The following is a 17,510-nucleotide window of genomic DNA, read 5'->3' as shown; positions in this document are numbered from 1 at the left end:
AGAGTCTAATTTACAAAATATTTATAAGGCAAAGGTCGTTCCTATCGTAAAAAACCCTGCATTTCCCCAACCTAGTTCTGCAAAAATTCCAAATTGATTTGAAAAATGATAGCGGGTTCCCAATACTACACCTAAATCAAACAATAGCCTATTTCTGGTATCATTACTGATATATTGAATATTACCGGCGTCCAGCTGAGAAAACGAACTCGTTCTATTTTCCAAAGAGAGCCCTGTTTTTAGGCTCGCATACATTTCAATACCATTATCGGTAGCAATATTCATTTCGGAAAGCCAAGCATTCAATTCATAAGTTAGTACCGTTCCAAATCGATAGTAGTTATATTTCACCTCATCCAAATTAAACTCATGTTTTTGTCCTGCATAGCCAACATAGGCACCGATGCTTAAATCAGGCTTCCAATTTTTCTCCAGCTGAATAATAAAGGAAGGAGAAATGGACTCATTTGTTCCTGTAAAGTTATGATCAAACTTCCCATATGTTCCTAAAGGGATTCCAACATTAAGTCTTAGATCATTTTCCTGAGCCAATAAAGTAGTTGGTAATACAAGCACCATAAGCAATAGCGCTAACTGAGTTTTAATTTTTCTAATCATGTTTTATATAATATTCAATAAAGGATTTATACCTGTTCATTTTTGAAACAATCTCTGGACATACAATTAATTGCATTCACGCCCACTTATTTACCGAAACATCTCCAATCCATTGCAATTTCAAAATGATATTACAGAAAAGATAACGCCCCGCTGGATATTTTAGTGCATTTCTGTGAGTGTAAATTTTATTATTTGTTAGTGGTGCTTTTTTGCAGAGAATTAATCATTTTAGCCCGACTTGATTTTGAAAGAGAAGAAATGCTCACCGATGGATATTTCGCTAATCCTCTATCTGTTTGCTGGTACAGCGTAAGCTCTGGCCTTAATCCAAACAACTTTTGATTCAAATCGAAATGTGATAACGATTTTTTAGGAATTTCAATAGATTTGAATTTATGATGAAAAGGATGTAATGGATAATATCTCAAAATTATTTTCTCTTCCGATTCCTGGTAGATGATATAATTTAAGTTGAGTAACAAGCTTATTGCAATGATGGAAAAAACGAAAACACTGATTGCCCCAAAAATTGGATAAATCGGTTCTACCTTCAAATAAATTAAAATAATGCTTACCGCCAGATATAAAAATATTAGGACATAATAGAAAAGCTTAATCCAGGCTGCGCGATTTTGATTGTTTATTGTCATTTTTCCTATCAAATTGAGTTTTATCAAAGGTAAAAACTAAAGTGGAGCTTAACAATGAAAATTCCTTGATCTCAAAAATACTTTCCTCTTTCAAATGATAATTATAGTTTTTGCTAATATATAATGAATATTTACTCAGACTTTTTTATTTTTACCCGGAATTATCCCACACTATATCAAGTTAGTAATTGTAGAATAATTAAGTGAGGAGGGGGTGAATGGTCCATTTCTTCTGGGTTTTAGCGTCTAAAAGACTCAAGAACAGAATGAAACTGGTTGTTTTCGTACTCCTGGTTTGGAAAAAAAAGATAAAATGGAAGTAAGACTTCAAGAAGCAAAAGATTCGATAAGAGACGTAATTGATTTCCCAAAAAAAGGAATCGTATTTAAGGATATCACAACAATGTTGAAAGATGCCAAGCATTTAGAAACTTTAGTTGACACTCTTTACAATCAATATAAAGACAAAGGAATTACCAAAGTAGTAGGCTTGGAAAGTCGCGGGTTTATTTTAGGTACCGTATTGGCTTATCGTTTAGGTGTTGGATTTGTTCCGGTAAGAAAACCAGGTAAATTACCATCGCCAACATATTCAGAGAAATACTCTTTGGAGTATGGAGAAGATGAAATTTTCATTCACCAAGATGCCTTAGATTCTGATGATGTAGTTTTACTGCACGATGATTTATTGGCAACAGGAGGAACAGCGAAAGCATCTATCGATTTATTGAATCGATTTAATTTGAAAAATGTTTTTGTGAACTTTTTAATAGAACTTGACTTTTTAAAAGGTCGCGACAAATTGGCTACTCAATACGAGGTTGATTCTGTTTTCCACTTTTAAATAAAGCATAAAATTATCATTCAGGTCATCTTACCCCAAATGGTTTTGATGACCTGATTTGCGCTATCCCGGTATTTTTCACAGACAAAACTGAGTTCGATGCAATACTCCATTTCGAAAAAAAATAATTTACTGGAAGGAAGAATTGTTCTTCCCGCCTCTAAAAGCATTTCAAACAGAGTTCAAATTATTAATGCTTTGAGCTACAATTTTGAACCCATTAAAAATCTTTCGGATTGCGATGATTCAATGGCAATGCATAGCATTCTTAATTCCAATACCAATAATTTTGATGTTGGACATGCTGGAACTACCATGCGCTTTTTAACTGCATACCTCTCTAAAATTGTTGGTGAATGGATAGTAACCGGTTCGCCCAGAATGCAGGAAAGACCCATTGGTGTTTTGGTTGATGCGCTAAACTCAATTGGAGCTCAAATTACCTATTTGGAAAAAGATGGTTATCCTCCGCTTAAAATTTTTGGATCGAACCTTACCGGCGAAGAAGTTGAACTAAAAGGCAACACCAGCTCTCAGTACATTACCGCTTTGCTTTTAATTGCACCTACTCTTGAAAAAGGATTACGAATTAAGCTTACCGGAAAAATTGTTTCGCGTTCCTATATCGAAATGACTCTTAATATTATGGAGGAGTTCGGTATTAAATCGGAATTTAAAGGACAAGAAATTTTTGTGGACAATCAGGCTTATCAACGAATTCCTTATATGGTTGAGGGCGATTGGTCGGGCGCATCGTATTGGTTTTCTTTTATGGCTTTGGCCGATGAAGGAAAACTGTACTTAGATGGTGTGAAAAGACACAGTTTTCAGGGAGATTCCGGTTTGATTCCGGTTTTTGAGAAATTAGGTGTGAAAACACAATTCTCGAAACGAGGAATGTTCATTGAGAAAATGGCAACCAACTGCACAAAACTGAAATTTGATTTTAATCAGATGCCCGATTTGGCTCAAACATTTGCCGTTTGTGCCTGTTTAAAAGACATTCCTTTCCATTTTACAGGTTTAGAGACTTTGAAAATTAAGGAAACCGACCGTATTTTTGCTCTGATTACCGAATTGGGAAAATTAGGTTATGTACTAAACGAACCAGCCGAGGGAGAATTAGCTTGGGAAGGTGAGCGAAAAGCCGAAGAGGAAAACATTGTAATTGATACTTACCACGATCATAGAATGGCCTTAGCATTTGCGCCAATCGCATTAGCACGACCCAATGTTGTAATCGATTCGCCTGATGTGGTGAAAAAATCGTATCCTAATTTTTGGGAACAGCTAAAAGAATTGGGTTTTGACGTGAAGGAATAAATCCAAAGTGATAATATTAAAAAACCCGTTAGAGTCAAATCTAGCGGGTTTTCTTTTTTTTTTATAAACTCCAGTCTTTTAAATTGATCTTAGTACTTTCACAAAACACATTGAGAGCATCACTTAAAGTGAGACCCTCAAAATTCATTTCGTCCACCCGCATTCAAACAAATCTGTCTAACAGGAGGATCACAGATCCTCAACCCGAAACCTGTAGATTACAAATCTACAGGAGCCTCAAGTTACAGTCAGAACAACAAACATGTAATTTTGAGCAGGACAAACAACAGGAACTTGGTGCTCTCACTTGCAGTGAGGGTACCAATTATAAAACACATTGAGAGCCTCACTTAAAGTGAGACCCTCAAAATTCATTTAGTACCCCGATAAGGGATTTTAAATCGCCTACATTCAAACAAATCCGGCTAACAGGAGGATCACAGATCCTCAACCCAATACCTACATATTACAAATCTACAGGAGCCTCAAGTTACAGTCAGAACAACAAACATGTAATTTTGAGCAGAACAAACAACAGGAACCTGGTGCTCTCACTTGCAGTGAGGGTACCAATTATAAAACACAAATTGAGCTTGCTGCTCTCACAAAACACATTGAGAGCCTCACCCAAAGTGAGCCCCTTAAATTTAGGCATGCGTGAAGGATTGCAGTGGAAACCCCGCAGTTAGGGTTGGTTTTGTGCGTTGGCACGAGGAGTTGGAACGAAAAGCCTGACCCGAAGAACTGAGGGACACGCCCTAAAATAAGTAAGAATGGGAAATGCGCAATTACTAATTGAGCTCCTGCTTTTGAACCACGCAAGTAGAAAATAAAGAAGGAGAAACTCCCCAAAGCTTCTCCCTTACTTAACTTACAATAAAATGTATCTGATCTAAAATTATTGTCTTATTGCTGTCTCCAAACCAATTTTAATCATGGTATGCAGAGTTGTTTGGCGCTCTTCGGCACTTGTTGCTTCGCCGGTTAGGATATGATCGCTAACGGTAAGAATAGCCAAAGCTTTTGCTTTGTTTCGAGCTGCGATTGTGTACAAAGCAGTTGCTTCCATCTCAACAGCCAAAACGCCATAATCGGCCCAAATTTTAAATGGCTCTGGATTATTTTCTAAATCGTGGTAAAAAATATCGGAAGACAATGTACTGCCCACTCTAATATTTACGCCTTGCTCGGTGGCCGCCTTGTGGGCATCGCTTAACATTCCAAAATCGGCACATGGAGAATAATCCATGCCTCGAAACAAATTTTTATTGATTCCGGAATCGGTACAGGATGTCATCGCCAAAATTACGTCGCGAACGTGTACATCTTCATTAAAAGAACCACATGTTCCGATACGAATCAGGTTTTTCACACCATATTGTGTAATCAACTCATGAGCATAAATTGAAATTGATGGTATGCCCATTCCTGTTCCTTGCACCGAAATGCGCTTGCCTTTATAGGTTCCGGTGAAACCAAGCATGTTTCTTACTTTATTGTAACAAACAACATCTTCTAAAAAATTATCAGCAATGTATTTTGCTCTTAATGGATCTCCAGGTAAAAGGATAGTTTCAGCAATATCGCCCATTTTGGCTTCATTGTGTGCACTCATGATATATAGATTTAAGATTTACAAAGACAAGATAATAGATTTCTGCTAAGGATGGTAAAAACCTCGCACAGAAATAGCATTAAATACTATTTACACTTAAAAAAGAAGATGGATTACAAATTGGTTGGATGGTAATTAGCGAGTTATAGTGGTATAAAGTAGAATTATTGCAACAATACTTTAGAAATCACTTTGCGCTTACAGTTGCCAAAACTACTAATTTTATCTGATATTAAACCTATTCATGATTATTTTCAACAAAATTGCTGCATCTGAAACCATCATGTACTGTATGCTAATTCATTAACAGCCACTCATACATAACTAAACTCCGTTAATTATGTACTTTATTTTTATAGAGACATTCTTTTACGAGCGAAAAAATCGCGAATTAAACCGGCACTTTCCTCCTCCATAAGACCCGAAACCACTTCCGTTTTAGGATGCAACAGACTTGGTGAAAATCGGGTATAACCTCTTTTATCATCGCTGGCACCGTACACAATTTTTGAGATTTGCGACCAAGCCAATGCTCCTGCACACATATTACAGGGTTCTAGGGTTACATATAAGGTACAATCTATTAAATACTTTCCTCCCAGGAAATTGGCAGCAGCTGTAATGGCCTGCATTTCGGCATGTGCAGTCACATCATTCAATCGTTCGGTAAGATTATGCGATCGTGCAATTATTCGATTATTGCACACGACAATGGCTCCCACCGGAATCTCATCAGCCTCAAAAGCTTTGTGCGCTTCCTCCATTGCCTGCTTCATAAAATATTCGTCGGAAAATGGAGATGTAATTGACTCTTCGTTCATATTAGTTAAGTATATGAGATGTGAGATTTTAGATGTGAGAAAGAATACTTTATCCGTAACTACTGCAGACGGTTCATATTGTAATTGTTCACAAAAGCATAATTGCTAAGTAGTTGTTTACATGCAACTTAAAACGCAATGTGATTTCTTACAGCTAAAATCTAACAATCTATTAATAAAAGCGTATTCAATTTCGCAAATTGTTAGTAATTTCGCAAAGTTAACAAAACCAATAACAAAGAACGATGTTGATATCAGAAAGCCGTTGGTGATTCGCCTTCGCGATTGATATTAATAATTGTTCGGCAATAAAATTAGAATCTAACGAAACAAACCTAAATAATAGGGATCAGCTAATGGCTAATAACTAATAGCTTGTTAAATAATTAAATGGTATAAGATGTACAGGACTCATACTTGTGGAGAATTAAGAATTCAGAACGTAAACGATACAGTAACGCTTAGTGGTTGGGTGCAAAAAGCTCGTAACCTTGGGGGAATGACCTTTGTTGATCTTCGTGATCGATATGGTATTACTCAGTTTGTTTTCGACATGGAAAGCAATGCAGAACTTTGCGAAATGGCTAGAAAGCTTGGTCGTGAGTTCGTTGTAGCAATTACTGGAAAAGTAGCTGAAAGACAAAGTAAAAACGATAAAATACCTACAGGTGAGGTTGAAATTATCGCTGATAATGTAAATATCCTTAGTAAATCAGCAATTCCTCCATTTACCATTGAAGACAAAACCGATGGTGGTGATGAATTGAGAATGAAGTATCGTTACCTTGATTTACGTCGTGCTTGTGTTCGTGAGAATTTAGTATTGCGTCACAAAATGGGTATGGAGGTTCGAAACTATTTGGATCAGTTGAATTTTATTGAAACAGAAACTCCTGTTTTAATTAAATCGACTCCAGAAGGTGCTCGTGATTTTATTGTTCCTTCGAGAATGAATCAGGGTGAGTTTTATGCATTGCCTCAATCGCCACAGGTATTCAAACAATTGTTGATGATTGCGGGATTTGACCGTTACTATCAGATTGTAAAATGTTTTCGTGATGAAGATTTACGTGCCGATCGTCAGCCTGAATTTACTCAGATTGATTGCGAAATGTCATTTGTTGAGCAAGATGATATTCTAGATACTTTTGAAGGATTGACCAAGCATTTATTCAAGAAATTGAAAAATGCGGATATGGATTTTCAATTCCCAAGATTGGATTATGCTGATGCCATGGAATTTTATGGTAACGATAAACCGGATATCCGTTTTGATATGAAGATTGTTGACCTAAGCGTAGTTGCTAAGGGAAGTGACTTTAAAGTTTTTGATGAAGCTGAATACATCGGAGCCATTTGTGCTACCGGATGTGCTACCTATACTCGTAAACAACTGGATGCTCTTACTGATTTTGTGAAGAAAGCACAAATTGGAGCCAAAGGCATGGTTTACTTGAGATACAACGAAGATGGTTCTTTTAAATCATCGGTTGATAAGTTTTACGGTGCGGAACAATTACAGAAGTGGGCGGAAGCTTGTAAGGCTAAACCAGGCGATTTAATTTTGATTTTGGTTGGCGAAAAAGCCAAAACCTTACCTCAATTGAGCGAATTACGTTTAGAGATGGGTAATCAGCTAGGCTTGCGCGATAAGACTGTTTACGCTCCTCTTTGGGTTGTTGACTTCCCTCTTTTAGAGTGGGATGAAGATTCAAAACGTTTCCATGCCATGCACCATCCATTTACTTCACCTAAACAAGAAGATTTCCACCTATTGGAAACTGATCCGGGTAAAGTTCGTGCCAATGCTTACGATTTGGTAATTAATGGTGTTGAAATTGGCGGAGGTTCTATTCGTATTCACGATACCGATCTTCAAGCTCAAATGTTCAAGCATCTTGGTTTTACCGATGAAGAAGCACAAGCGCAGTTTGGTTTCTTAATGAATGCATTTAAATATGGTGCACCACCACACGGCGGAATCGCTTTTGGATTTGACCGTTTGGCATCTATGTTTGCAGGTATCGAATCGATTAGAGACGTTATTGCATTCCCGAAAAACAATTCGGGTCGTGATGTGATGATTGATTCTCCATCGCCAATTGCCGAAGCACAAATGATTGAATTGGGTCTTGACTACAGAAAGAAGTCGAAGTAAAGATCTTTAAAATATTAGTACGAACCCCGATCAAATGATCGGGGTTTTTTTGTGTCTTTTTCTCTTTTCCAACAATTGAATTCAACTTTCCATGATTGCTTGCCGCAATTTTTAAAACTAAAACTCCAATCATTCAAGTACATTCACTCACTTTACAGAACAAAAAAAGCTGTCCGAAATAATCGAACAGCTTTATATATCTATTACTCTAACAAGAACTTCGTTCTCGGTCAGGTGATCTTAATCAAGTTTCAAAACTGCAAGGAAAGCTTTTTGAGGAACTTCCACGTTACCGATTTGCTTCATCTTTTTCTTTCCCTTCTTTTGCTTCTCTAAAAGCTTACGCTTACGCGAGATATCACCACCATAACACTTCGCGGTAACATCTTTACGAACAGCTTTAACTGTTTCACGGGAAATAATTTTGGCTCCAATTGCTCCCTGAATGGCAATATCAAATTGCTGACGGGGAATTAATTCCTTCAATTTCTCACACATGCGTCGGCCAAATGTCTGGGCATTATCTGCGTGAATTAAAGTAGACAAAGCATCAACTCCATCTCCATTTAAAAGAATATCCAACTTCACCAAGTTGGCAGGTCTAACATCAATTAAAAAATAATCGAAAGAAGCATATCCTTTTGAAATACTTTTAAGTTTATCGTAAAAATCGAATACAATCTCTCCCAATGGCATCTCGTAAGTTAATTCTACACGATCACTGGTTAGGTATTGCTGATTGGTCATCATTCCTCGTTTGCTCATGCAAAGATTCATGATTGACCCGGTATATTCCGACTTGGTAATAATTTGTGCTCTAATAAATGGCTCCTCGATAAAATCCAAAGAATTCGGATCTGGCATTTCCGAAGGATTGTGCATTTCGAATTTGTCGCCTTTCTTGGTGTGAGCAATGTACGAAACGTTGGGAACCGTAGTAATTACATTCATATCGAACTCACGATCCAAACGCTCCTGAATAATTTCCATGTGCAGCAGGCCCAAAAATCCGCAACGGAAACCAAAACCAAGTGCCATTGATGATTCCGGCTCAAAAGTAAGAGAAGCATCATTCAACTTCAACTTTTCCATTGATGCACGCAAATCTTCGAAATCTTCCGATTCAATCGGATAAACCCCTGCAAACACCATCGGTTTCACTTCAGCAAAACCAACAATTCCCTTGGCACACGGATTATCTCTGTGTGTTACCGTATCTCCCACTTTTACTTCGGTTGAAGTTTTAATCCCGGAAATAATATAGCCTACATCTCCTGTACTAAGAGATTTCCTTGGTTCTTGAGTTAATCTCAGCACACCAATTTCATCTGCCTGATATTCCTTGCCAGTATTTACGAACTTAACCGCATCTCCTTTTTTTATTTCCCCATTCATCACACGGATATAGGCAACAATACCTCTAAAAGAATTAAATTCTGAATCGAAGATAAGAGCTTGCAAAGGAGCTTTAGGATCACCGGTAGGTGCAGGCACACGTGCCACAATGGCCTCCAAAATTTCAGGGACTCCCTCGCCGGTTTTTCCACTTGCCGAAAGAATATCATCAATATCACAACCTATCAAATCCACAATCTGATCTTTTACATCTTCAGGATTTGCATTGGGCAAATCTATTTTATTTAGAATCGGAATGATCTCCAAATCGTTCTCAATGGCCAAATACAAATTGGAAATGGTTTGAGCCTGAATTCCCTGAGTTGCATCAACAATCAACAGAGCACCTTCGCAGGCGGCAATCGAGCGTGAAACTTCGTACGAAAAATCAACATGACCGGGAGTATCAATTAAATTCAATACGTATTTCTCACCATCCTGCTCATAATCCATCTGTATGGCATGACTCTTAATGGTGATACCACGTTCGCGTTCCAAATCCATACTATCCAAAATCTGAGCTTGTTTCTCACGATCGGTAATGGTGTTGGTCACATCCAGTAAACGGTCGGCCAAAGTACTTTTCCCATGGTCGATATGAGCTATGATACAAAAATTACGTATGTTCTTCATCAGTTAACTTCTTTTGTTATTTATGAGTTATAAACCAGAAATTATGAGTCAGAATCGAAATTTTATAAGAATTCAGACCTCTTAACTAATAATTCATAATTCGGTTCTGCAAAAGTCTTCCCTGTTTAATCCATTGAAAAACCGTTGTATTTCAATTTATTCACACGACCAAACAGGCCCTTTCGCATCAACTGACAAAGATATTCAAATCCTTGGAATAAATAAGAATTTGGGTTTAAAGAAAGAAGTCTTATTTTTCCTTTATCGAACCGCACAAATAAGACAAGATTTTCCTTGTCTTTTATATAGCAGAAATATGGGGGGAATACATTTTTAACTTTCGATACCTTGCAGTCGATACCGATTCACTTTATCGTTCAAAACTAAAGTCAATTTGTTGTGAAACGGGACCTATTTTTGATTATTACCTTTATGCCCCTGCTAGCGCGAGCTTGCAACTCGTGTTCTACGAAGTAGTTAAAACTCTACAATATTTCAACCGAAATCAGTCCTACTTCTCCTGCATAATTTTTTGCACTACTCTATTTGTAATGATGCAACTCAGAATAACTTTGCAAGTAAGAGAACCGAATGTAATAAGAATTTGTATAACTGAGATTATTATGTCTTGCTAATTGCCACAAGTTGCAGACTTGGGGGAGGTGAGGCGTTACTTGTAAGCACTCCTTTTTGTTCCTCCCCCCACTTTTTCTCTTGTTATTCCCGGTTTATCAGTTTTCGACATCAGTTTTGGGATTACCGGTGCCGCACAATTGCAAACTTTCGCCGGAAAACCTCAGACTTGTGGCGGAACACTTCAGACTTATGCCGGAAAACCTCAGACTTGTGGCGGAACACTTCAGACTTGTGCCGGAAAACCTCAGACTTGTACCAACAAAATATAGGCTTGTTTGGGAACAATTCAAATTTAAAAACAGATTATAGAATACTGAATTTTCATCTTGATAAGCACCACAAATCACAGACTTGCGGGAGCGGGGGGAAAGAGAATTTCCTTTTTTAACCTACCCCTGCTAGCGCGAGCTTGTAGCTCGTGTTCTGCGAAGTAGTTAAAACGCTACAATATTTCAACCGAAATCTGTCCTACTTCTCCTGCATCATTTTCTGCACTACTATATTTCCAGTGATGTGCCTCTTCTACAAAACCAGCTTCTACAGGATTATTATGAATGTAATCTAATTTTTGAGAGATTACTTTATTGCTGCACAATTCAATTGGCTTGTTGTATTGTTGCCAAAATTGTCGATTTTTCACATTACTATTCATTTTCCCTGCACGTTCCATCATCCAAAGCATCCATCCTTTTCTGCTTTCTTGTGGATTTTCTTCAATCAAGCTTTGAATTTGTTTTGATGAATAGGTTTTAAACTCTTTTATAATTTTACCCGGATCGGAATTTTGATCATTAAATATCAAATGTATATGACTAGGCATAATGCAGTAAGCATATATAAGCATTCCTTTGTTCGTGCAACAATACTCTAAACTCTTAGCAACAGCAGCAAAATATTTCTCACGAACAAAAACGTCAATCCAATATACTGTTACAAAGCTAATGAAGTACAGACCTTCCTTATTCTGAATTGAAAATCGACGAAGTCAAACTTATATTTTCGGCTCAAAATATTGTAATTAACACCATTTGACAAACAGATTTATACACTGATATAATACCCATTCAAATTAAGCAATATTCAATAAAATTTCTAGTTGATTATTATGCCATTGCAAAAAATACTCATATTGCCATAGGTAGGCTATAATTCTACTTTCGTAGAACACGAGCTACAAGCTCGCGCTAGCGGGGGAAACTGCACCATAGAGCTTATATTTGAGATTAAAGAGCAAACCTGATTCCTACTTTCAGATAAAAATCATCAGTATCGAAACTGGTTAAGTAGTTACGCATGCTTTAAGGAAATATTTTAAAAACTCTATCACGAAACTAATCTTTATTAAGATCATAACTTTCTAATTACAATTAAATTAAGTAGGAAAAAACTACGATATCCATTAATATTTAGAGGTGGAAATCGAAAGCCGATATTATCAGCAGTAATAAAATCAGATTTAAATATTTAACTAAATATCAACACATTAAAAATAAATCATTTTTCCGGTAGGGTGATTTTCCAGTTTGTCGGTTCAGAAGTAAGCGAGCTCATAAAACTTAAATGTAAAATCATAAAAAAATTAGAATCATGAAAAAGTTTTCTTTTTTACTAGTAGTAAGTTTAGCAGTTGTATTTTTCTCTTGTGATAAAAGCGAGGATGTAATTGATGTATTGAACGAAGATCAGGTTGAATTGAACAACACGGTTAAGACTGTTGTTGCTTCTGAAGAATTAACCGAAGATGTTATGCTATCGGTTGATTATGAAACTGATTTATTCTCATTTGCACAAGCTGACTTTGACGAAGCTACAACATCTACAAAATGTGCAGTCACTGAGCGTTACTGTCAATTCCTGAACCTTTGGAAGCGATACAAAACCGACCAATTGCCTGATGTATCCATCGAATTTGGTGAAGTAAGTCGTTTCCCAATGACAATTACTATTAATTATGGCGATTCTACTGTTCTTAACAACGGTCGTGTTATTAGTGGTACTATTATTATTGAGCTAACTGCAGCTCCCTGTGCAGATGGTGCCGTTCGTGAAATTACTCTCGACTTAGTAATTGATGGTATTGCTATTGATGGATGGAAACGTATTGAATATACCGGTGAAAAAGGGGTATCAAAAATGTTTGCAAGCACAAGTGAATTAACCTTCACCTTTCCTGATGAAACTACTCTTTTCCGTTCGGAAGATAGAACCAAAGAATGGGTATCAGGATTGGATACAAAGTGGGATGTTAGCGATGATATGATCGAAATTAGAGGTTCTGTTACTTGCGTAGATTCAGAGCAAAATGAATATTCGAAAACAATTGATGCAGAGAATCCATTGGTGAGAATTGGTACTTGCAGAGTAATTGTAAGTGGATTGGTCATCTTTACTCAAAACCAAATTGAATTTGCAAGACTTGATTATGGTGACGGAGAATGTGATAACATTGCAACTTACACATACGTTAATGATGCCGGCGAAACGGTAACAGAAGAAATAGAAATTGGAATACACCTAAGACTTAGGGACAAATAGTAGATTTGAATCAACAAAAATTGAAACTGGTGCAGAGTATTGCTTGAATCCTCTGCACCAAATTCACCGAAAAAGTTTATTTTTACTCTAAACCAATCCCCTAGCCTTGACACAGGAAGAATTTAAACTATTGTTTGACAACCATTTCGATTCAATCAGGAACTATATTTACTATCGTTCCCGTGATGAAGAACTGGCCACTGATATTGCACAAGATAGTTTCATGAAATTGTGGGAGAAAAATTTAGATTTCGACGAGAAACCTTTACGATCATTACTCTACAAAATTGCAGGCGATCTTTTTATCAGCAAATACAGAAGAGAAAAAGTAGCCCAAAAATACTTAGTGAAATTAGAACCTGCTGTTGACAATCACACACCTGAAGATCAACTAGCTTACAAAGAACTAAAAACAAAATATGAAACGGCCCTGGAAGAACTCTCAGAAAAACAAAGAACTGTTTTTTTAATGAGCAGAATGGAAGGCTTAAAATACCAGGAAATTGCCGATCGATTAGAACTCAGCGTAAAAGCTGTTGAAAAAAGAATGTCATACGCACTTTCATATTTAAGAAATGCATTAGGAAGATAAATGAACAACAACAACCAACATAACGACCTCAACCCGGATATGGATTTTCTAAATTCACTTCCGAAAATCGAAGTCACTTATTCAAAATCCAAAGAGGATGTATGGAAAGAGCTTTCGAAGAAAACCTCTGCTCCAACTGCTCCTACTAAAGTGGTGAGATTGCAATGGGTAAAATATGCAGCAGCTGCCTGCATTCTAATTCTGTTGGGATTCACTGGTTTTATAAATCTTTACACAAAAACTATTCATTGTCCAAAAGGGGAACATGTAAGCATCAACTTACCTGATCAATCAATAGTTGATTTAAACGCAAACTCAAGCATATCTTATAAACCATACTGGTGGAAATTTTCGAGAAAAGTGAAATTTGAAGGAGAAGCATTCTTTAAAATTACAAAAGGGAGCAAATTCGAAATAAGCTCGAACTACGGCAAGACCTGTGTTTTAGGGACTAGTTTTAATATTTATGCAAGAGGAAATCAGTACAAGGTAACCTGTTACACCGGTAAAGTGAAGGTTGTTTCGACCCTAACTTCAGACAAAATTCTTTTACTGCCTAACGATCATGCTTTTGTTACCAAGAATGGAAAAATAGAGCTCAAGAAATGTGAAAATACTGAGGACAAAATATCTTGGCGTAATAATTTATTTCTGTTTACTAAAACACCTTTACCACTTGTTTTTGAGGAAATTGAACTACAATACAATATTAATATTGTAGAAAAGGGTAAATTTGATTTAATTTATACTGGGAAGTTTCATAAAGAGAAATCTGTAGAGATGACATTGCATACTGTTTGCATGCCACTCGGATTAAAATTTGTAAAAGGTCCCAATAACAATTACATCATAACCCCTAATGCCCAATAAGTGAAACGACTCATCATCTTACTACTGTTAGGATTGGTTTTTTCAAATATTTCTGCTCAAAAAATTAAAGTTCTTGCACAAAAAAAGGCTTTGAGCGAAGTATTGATTGATCTAAGGGATAAGTATGATTTTCAACTTTCTTTTAACAATGATCTACTTGCCAACTATACGGTAAGTATAGACAAGTCTTTTTCTTCAAAAGATAAAACAATAGACTTTCTTCTGCGAAAGCTTCCTCTTAATTATCAAAAATCGAATGAGGTATTTTTAATTTACCCTGAAGAGAAAATTACTCAATATCGTATTTTCGGACAAATTCTCGATATAGAAAGCTTGGAGCCTCTTCCTTTTTCTCATCTAACCATTAACGATTCACCCATGGCTACCGATGAACGGGGAAATTTTTCATTTACTTCGGAAACAGACAGTACATTTCGAATTTTAGCTTCCTATTTAGGGTACTTTATTCACGACACACTTGTGAATCAAGGTCCAAACCAAAACATTTTACTTACCGCAGCGAGTACCGATTTACCCGAAATTACAGTTACAGATAAAATTGTTCAGACATTTATTAAAATGGGCAATCAGGCAGGAAACTTAAAATTAAACCATAAAATAGCAGGTTTTCTTCCAACCAATAACGACAATTCTGTTTTTGAATTGCTTCGATTACAACCAGGAATTCTAGCTGCGGGAGAACAAAAAAACGACCTGATTATTTGGGGATCGTACGAAGGCGAAAGTCAGGTATTATTCGATAACATAACCCTTTGGGGACTAAAAAATGTTTATGAAGATATTGGTGCGGTTAATCCTTTGGTTGTAAAAAATATTGAGGTTTTAAAAGGTGGTTTCGATGCACGCTACGGCGATCGGGTTGGTGGAATTGTGCACATTACCGGCAAAAACGGCAGCCGCCTTAAACCTACTCTAAATCTAACCTTAAATAATATCACGGCAAGTGGTTCCTACGAACAACCTATCGGAAAACGGTCATCTGTACTGTTGGCTTTTCGGCAAACCTATTACAACCTTTTTAAAGATGAACGGATAAAGTATGCTGCATCAAACGCAAATCTTCAGGGACAAGGCTTAGGACAAGCCTTACTATCGGGAAATAATGCTTCCTCTTTCGGTGATTTAGATGTAGCTCCGGATTATAAATTTCATGATATCAACTTTAAATTTACAAGCAATTGGGAGAACGGAGATAATTTGTCACTAAGCCTGATGACCGGAGAAGATCGGTATTCGTACGATATCACAACAGAATCGTATACAAATGCGAAAAAACACAAATTTGAAGGCAATAATCAATTTGGAGGTTCCATTAACTACGGAAAAGTATGGAGAAATGGAAATACCAGCTCGCTATCTGTTTCCCGATCTGAGTTAGATACCAAAACCAGCGATGTGGTGTCTATAACCAGAATTAATACCAACGAAGAATTTTTCAGAAGAGATGACAAATCCAAAAACAGCATTTTAGAATACAGAGCAACACTTAAAAATTCATTTGTTTTTGCTGAAGATCAAAATTTCGAGACCGGAATTAATTACATCAACAATGAAGTCAATTTAATGGAAGACTCACTAGATATCAATATCCTGCATATAAAATCAAGAGCAGACAGAATTGGCGGCTATTTTCAAAACAATTTAAATATCAGTAATGGCATTTCCATAAAAGCCGGATTCCTTGCCAATTATCCAATCAATATCAATAAAGTTTACTGGGAACCACGAATTTCTCTTAGTCTGAAACTTTCTGAAAACATTAACATAAATGGCGCATGGGGTTTGTACAAACAATTTATAACCAAAAGTTCCGTGATAAGTGAAAATGGTGATTTTCGATACATCTGGGTGGGTGCCGATGAAAAAGACATTCCGGTATTGGAATCGGTTCATCATGTTGCAGGAGGATCCTACAACAACAATGGATTCACGTTTAGTGTTGAAGGCTATTACAAAAAAACCGACGGGCATACACGATATTACAAATATCGAAACGAAGGAAATATATCTTTGGGAAAAAGTAAAAGTTATGGCTTAGATATTTTTGCAAAAAAAGACATTGGTGATCATACCTTATGGGTTTCATACACACTCAGCAAAACTCTCGAGAATTTTGATTATTTCAATACTAACGAATATAGAAGAGCGTTGCACGATCAGCGTCATGAAATAAAAACAGCGGGATTATTATCTCTTACCCCATTTTATATCTCTGCTAGTTATATATATGGTTCAGGCTTTCCAATTTATTCCAGCCAAAATAAAATTGTAGCAGAACCAGATTATACAAGACTCGATGCAGCACTTATTTACAAGTTCAATCCTAAAAAGACAAAATGTGAAGTTGGTGTGTTATTTCATAATATTCTTGACCGTAACAACATCACTTACGAATCTTACGAGAAAATACCTTTAGATCAAATCAATTCAATCAGTATCTATACCGAAACAGTACCAACTTCGATCCGTTTGTATTTTAAAATCACAATTTAGAAGGACACAATTTCTCAATACATCCCATAAAAAAACCGGAGAGGAAGAATCCTGTCCGGTTATCACAACTAAATATTAAAACATAATCAAAAAGATGGTCTAAATAATAACAAGAAGAATCTAAGAGATCCGATTAAGTATGAAATGTTTCTCAAAAAAAGTATAATCACACCTAACTTACTTTTAAACTACTAATTCTAACGGATTGGATCATTCGTAAATATTTACTAACAAGCCAAAAAGAAATCGTTCATTTCCTTACAAAACCATCACAACTTAGTATTCTTCATGTTTGGTTAATAG

13 protein-coding genes are annotated in these 17,510 nt (G+C 36.4%); 7 read left to right on the top strand and 6 right to left on the bottom strand.

Annotated elements, in window-relative coordinates; translation table 11 throughout:
• Positions 1-21: 21 nt before the first annotated feature.
• Both ALGA_RS11260 and ALGA_RS11255 read right to left on the bottom strand, forming a co-directional pair.
• Positions 22-618, bottom strand: coding sequence for an outer membrane beta-barrel protein (locus ALGA_RS11260; protein WP_096429393.1), 597 nt, complete (start codon positions 616-618; stop codon positions 22-24).
• A gap of 191 nt (positions 619-809) precedes the next feature.
• A complete protein-coding gene (locus tag ALGA_RS11255; RefSeq protein ID WP_096429392.1) occupies positions 810-1,271 on the bottom strand; it encodes a hypothetical protein in 462 nt (153 codons plus the stop codon).
• A gap of 313 nt (positions 1,272-1,584) precedes the next feature.
• Between ALGA_RS11255 and ALGA_RS11250 the strand changes: the two genes are divergently transcribed.
• Positions 1,585-2,115 carry an adenine phosphoribosyltransferase gene (locus tag ALGA_RS11250; protein ID WP_096433588.1) on the top strand — a complete coding sequence of 177 codons (531 nt, stop codon included), beginning with the start codon at positions 1,585-1,587 and terminating at the stop codon, positions 2,113-2,115.
• Positions 2,116-2,214: 99 nt separating this feature from the next.
• Positions 2,215-3,438 (top strand): 3-phosphoshikimate 1-carboxyvinyltransferase, encoded by a 1,224-nt coding sequence (locus ALGA_RS11245; protein WP_096429391.1) that lies wholly within the window; start codon positions 2,215-2,217, stop codon positions 3,436-3,438.
• A gap of 898 nt (positions 3,439-4,336) precedes the next feature.
• Here ALGA_RS11245 and deoD read toward each other — a convergent pair.
• Positions 4,337-5,053, bottom strand: a complete 717-nt coding sequence (gene deoD / locus ALGA_RS11240) for a purine-nucleoside phosphorylase (protein ID WP_096429390.1) — start codon at positions 5,051-5,053, stop codon at positions 4,337-4,339.
• Between the two features lie 353 nt (positions 5,054-5,406).
• Positions 5,407-5,874, bottom strand: a complete 468-nt coding sequence (locus ALGA_RS11235; protein ID WP_096429389.1) for a nucleoside deaminase — start codon at positions 5,872-5,874, stop codon at positions 5,407-5,409.
• Between the two features lie 400 nt (positions 5,875-6,274).
• Here ALGA_RS11235 and aspS point away from each other — a divergent pair, with 400 nt between their 5' ends.
• Entirely contained in the window at positions 6,275-8,032 is a 1,758-nt protein-coding gene (gene aspS, locus ALGA_RS11230; RefSeq protein WP_096429388.1) for an aspartate--tRNA ligase, read from the top strand.
• Positions 8,033-8,272: 240 nt separating this feature from the next.
• Here aspS and lepA read toward each other — a convergent pair whose 3' ends face one another.
• Complete coding sequence (gene lepA, locus ALGA_RS11225) at positions 8,273-10,060, bottom strand: translation elongation factor 4 (protein ID WP_096429387.1); 1,788 nt, start codon at positions 10,058-10,060, stop codon at positions 8,273-8,275.
• Between the two features lie 1,078 nt (positions 10,061-11,138).
• Positions 11,139-11,666 carry an REP-associated tyrosine transposase gene (locus tag ALGA_RS11220; RefSeq protein ID WP_096429386.1) on the bottom strand — a complete coding sequence of 176 codons (528 nt, stop codon included), beginning with the start codon at positions 11,664-11,666 and terminating at the stop codon, positions 11,139-11,141.
• A 617-nt stretch (positions 11,667-12,283) separates the two neighbouring features.
• Here ALGA_RS11220 and ALGA_RS11215 point away from each other — a divergent pair.
• The 4 genes from ALGA_RS11215 to ALGA_RS11200 all read left to right on the top strand — a co-directional run bounded on the left by ALGA_RS11215 (position 12,284) and on the right by ALGA_RS11200 (position 17,207).
• The gene (locus ALGA_RS11215) at positions 12,284-13,231 is read left to right on the top strand and encodes a hypothetical protein (RefSeq protein WP_096429385.1); all 948 of its coding nucleotides are present in this window, start codon (positions 12,284-12,286) and stop codon (positions 13,229-13,231) included.
• A gap of 106 nt (positions 13,232-13,337) precedes the next feature.
• Positions 13,338-13,823: an RNA polymerase sigma factor gene (locus ALGA_RS11210; protein ID WP_096429384.1), complete on the top strand. Its 486-nt coding sequence runs from the start codon at positions 13,338-13,340 to the stop codon at positions 13,821-13,823.
• Positions 13,824-14,693, top strand: a complete 870-nt coding sequence (locus tag ALGA_RS11205) for a FecR family protein (RefSeq protein WP_096429383.1) — start codon at positions 13,824-13,826, stop codon at positions 14,691-14,693.
• A complete protein-coding gene (locus ALGA_RS11200) occupies positions 14,694-17,207 on the top strand; it encodes a TonB-dependent receptor (RefSeq protein ID WP_096429382.1) in 2,514 nt (837 codons plus the stop codon). It abuts the gene before it with no gap.
• The last annotated feature ends 303 nt before the right edge of the window (positions 17,208-17,510 follow it).

This window comes from Labilibaculum antarcticum, assembly GCF_002356295.1.
GTDB lineage: Bacteria > Bacteroidota > Bacteroidia > Bacteroidales > Marinifilaceae > Labilibaculum > Labilibaculum antarcticum.
This window is presented reverse-complemented; position numbering and strand designations above follow the sequence as displayed.

Bases quoted from the DNA above. Each gene is read 5' to 3' on its own strand.
- ALGA_RS11260 (WP_096429393.1), bottom strand. From the start codon at position 618: ATGATTAGAAAAATTAAAACTCAGTTAGCGCTATTGCTTATGGTGCTT.
- ALGA_RS11255 (WP_096429392.1), bottom strand. From the start codon at position 1,271: ATGACAATAAACAATCAAAATCGCGCAGCCTGGATTAAGCTTTTCTAT.
- ALGA_RS11250 (WP_096433588.1), top strand. From the start codon at position 1,585: ATGGAAGTAAGACTTCAAGAAGCAAAAGATTCGATAAGAGACGTAATT.
- ALGA_RS11245 (WP_096429391.1), top strand. From the start codon at position 2,215: ATGCAATACTCCATTTCGAAAAAAAATAATTTACTGGAAGGAAGAATT.
- deoD (WP_096429390.1), bottom strand. From the start codon at position 5,053: ATGAGTGCACACAATGAAGCCAAAATGGGCGATATTGCTGAAACTATC.
- ALGA_RS11235 (WP_096429389.1), bottom strand. From the start codon at position 5,874: ATGAACGAAGAGTCAATTACATCTCCATTTTCCGACGAATATTTTATG.
- aspS (WP_096429388.1), top strand. From the start codon at position 6,275: ATGTACAGGACTCATACTTGTGGAGAATTAAGAATTCAGAACGTAAAC.
- lepA (WP_096429387.1), bottom strand. From the start codon at position 10,060: ATGAAGAACATACGTAATTTTTGTATCATAGCTCATATCGACCATGGG.
- ALGA_RS11215 (WP_096429385.1), top strand. From the start codon at position 12,284: ATGAAAAAGTTTTCTTTTTTACTAGTAGTAAGTTTAGCAGTTGTATTT.
- ALGA_RS11205 (WP_096429383.1), top strand. From the start codon at position 13,824: ATGAACAACAACAACCAACATAACGACCTCAACCCGGATATGGATTTT.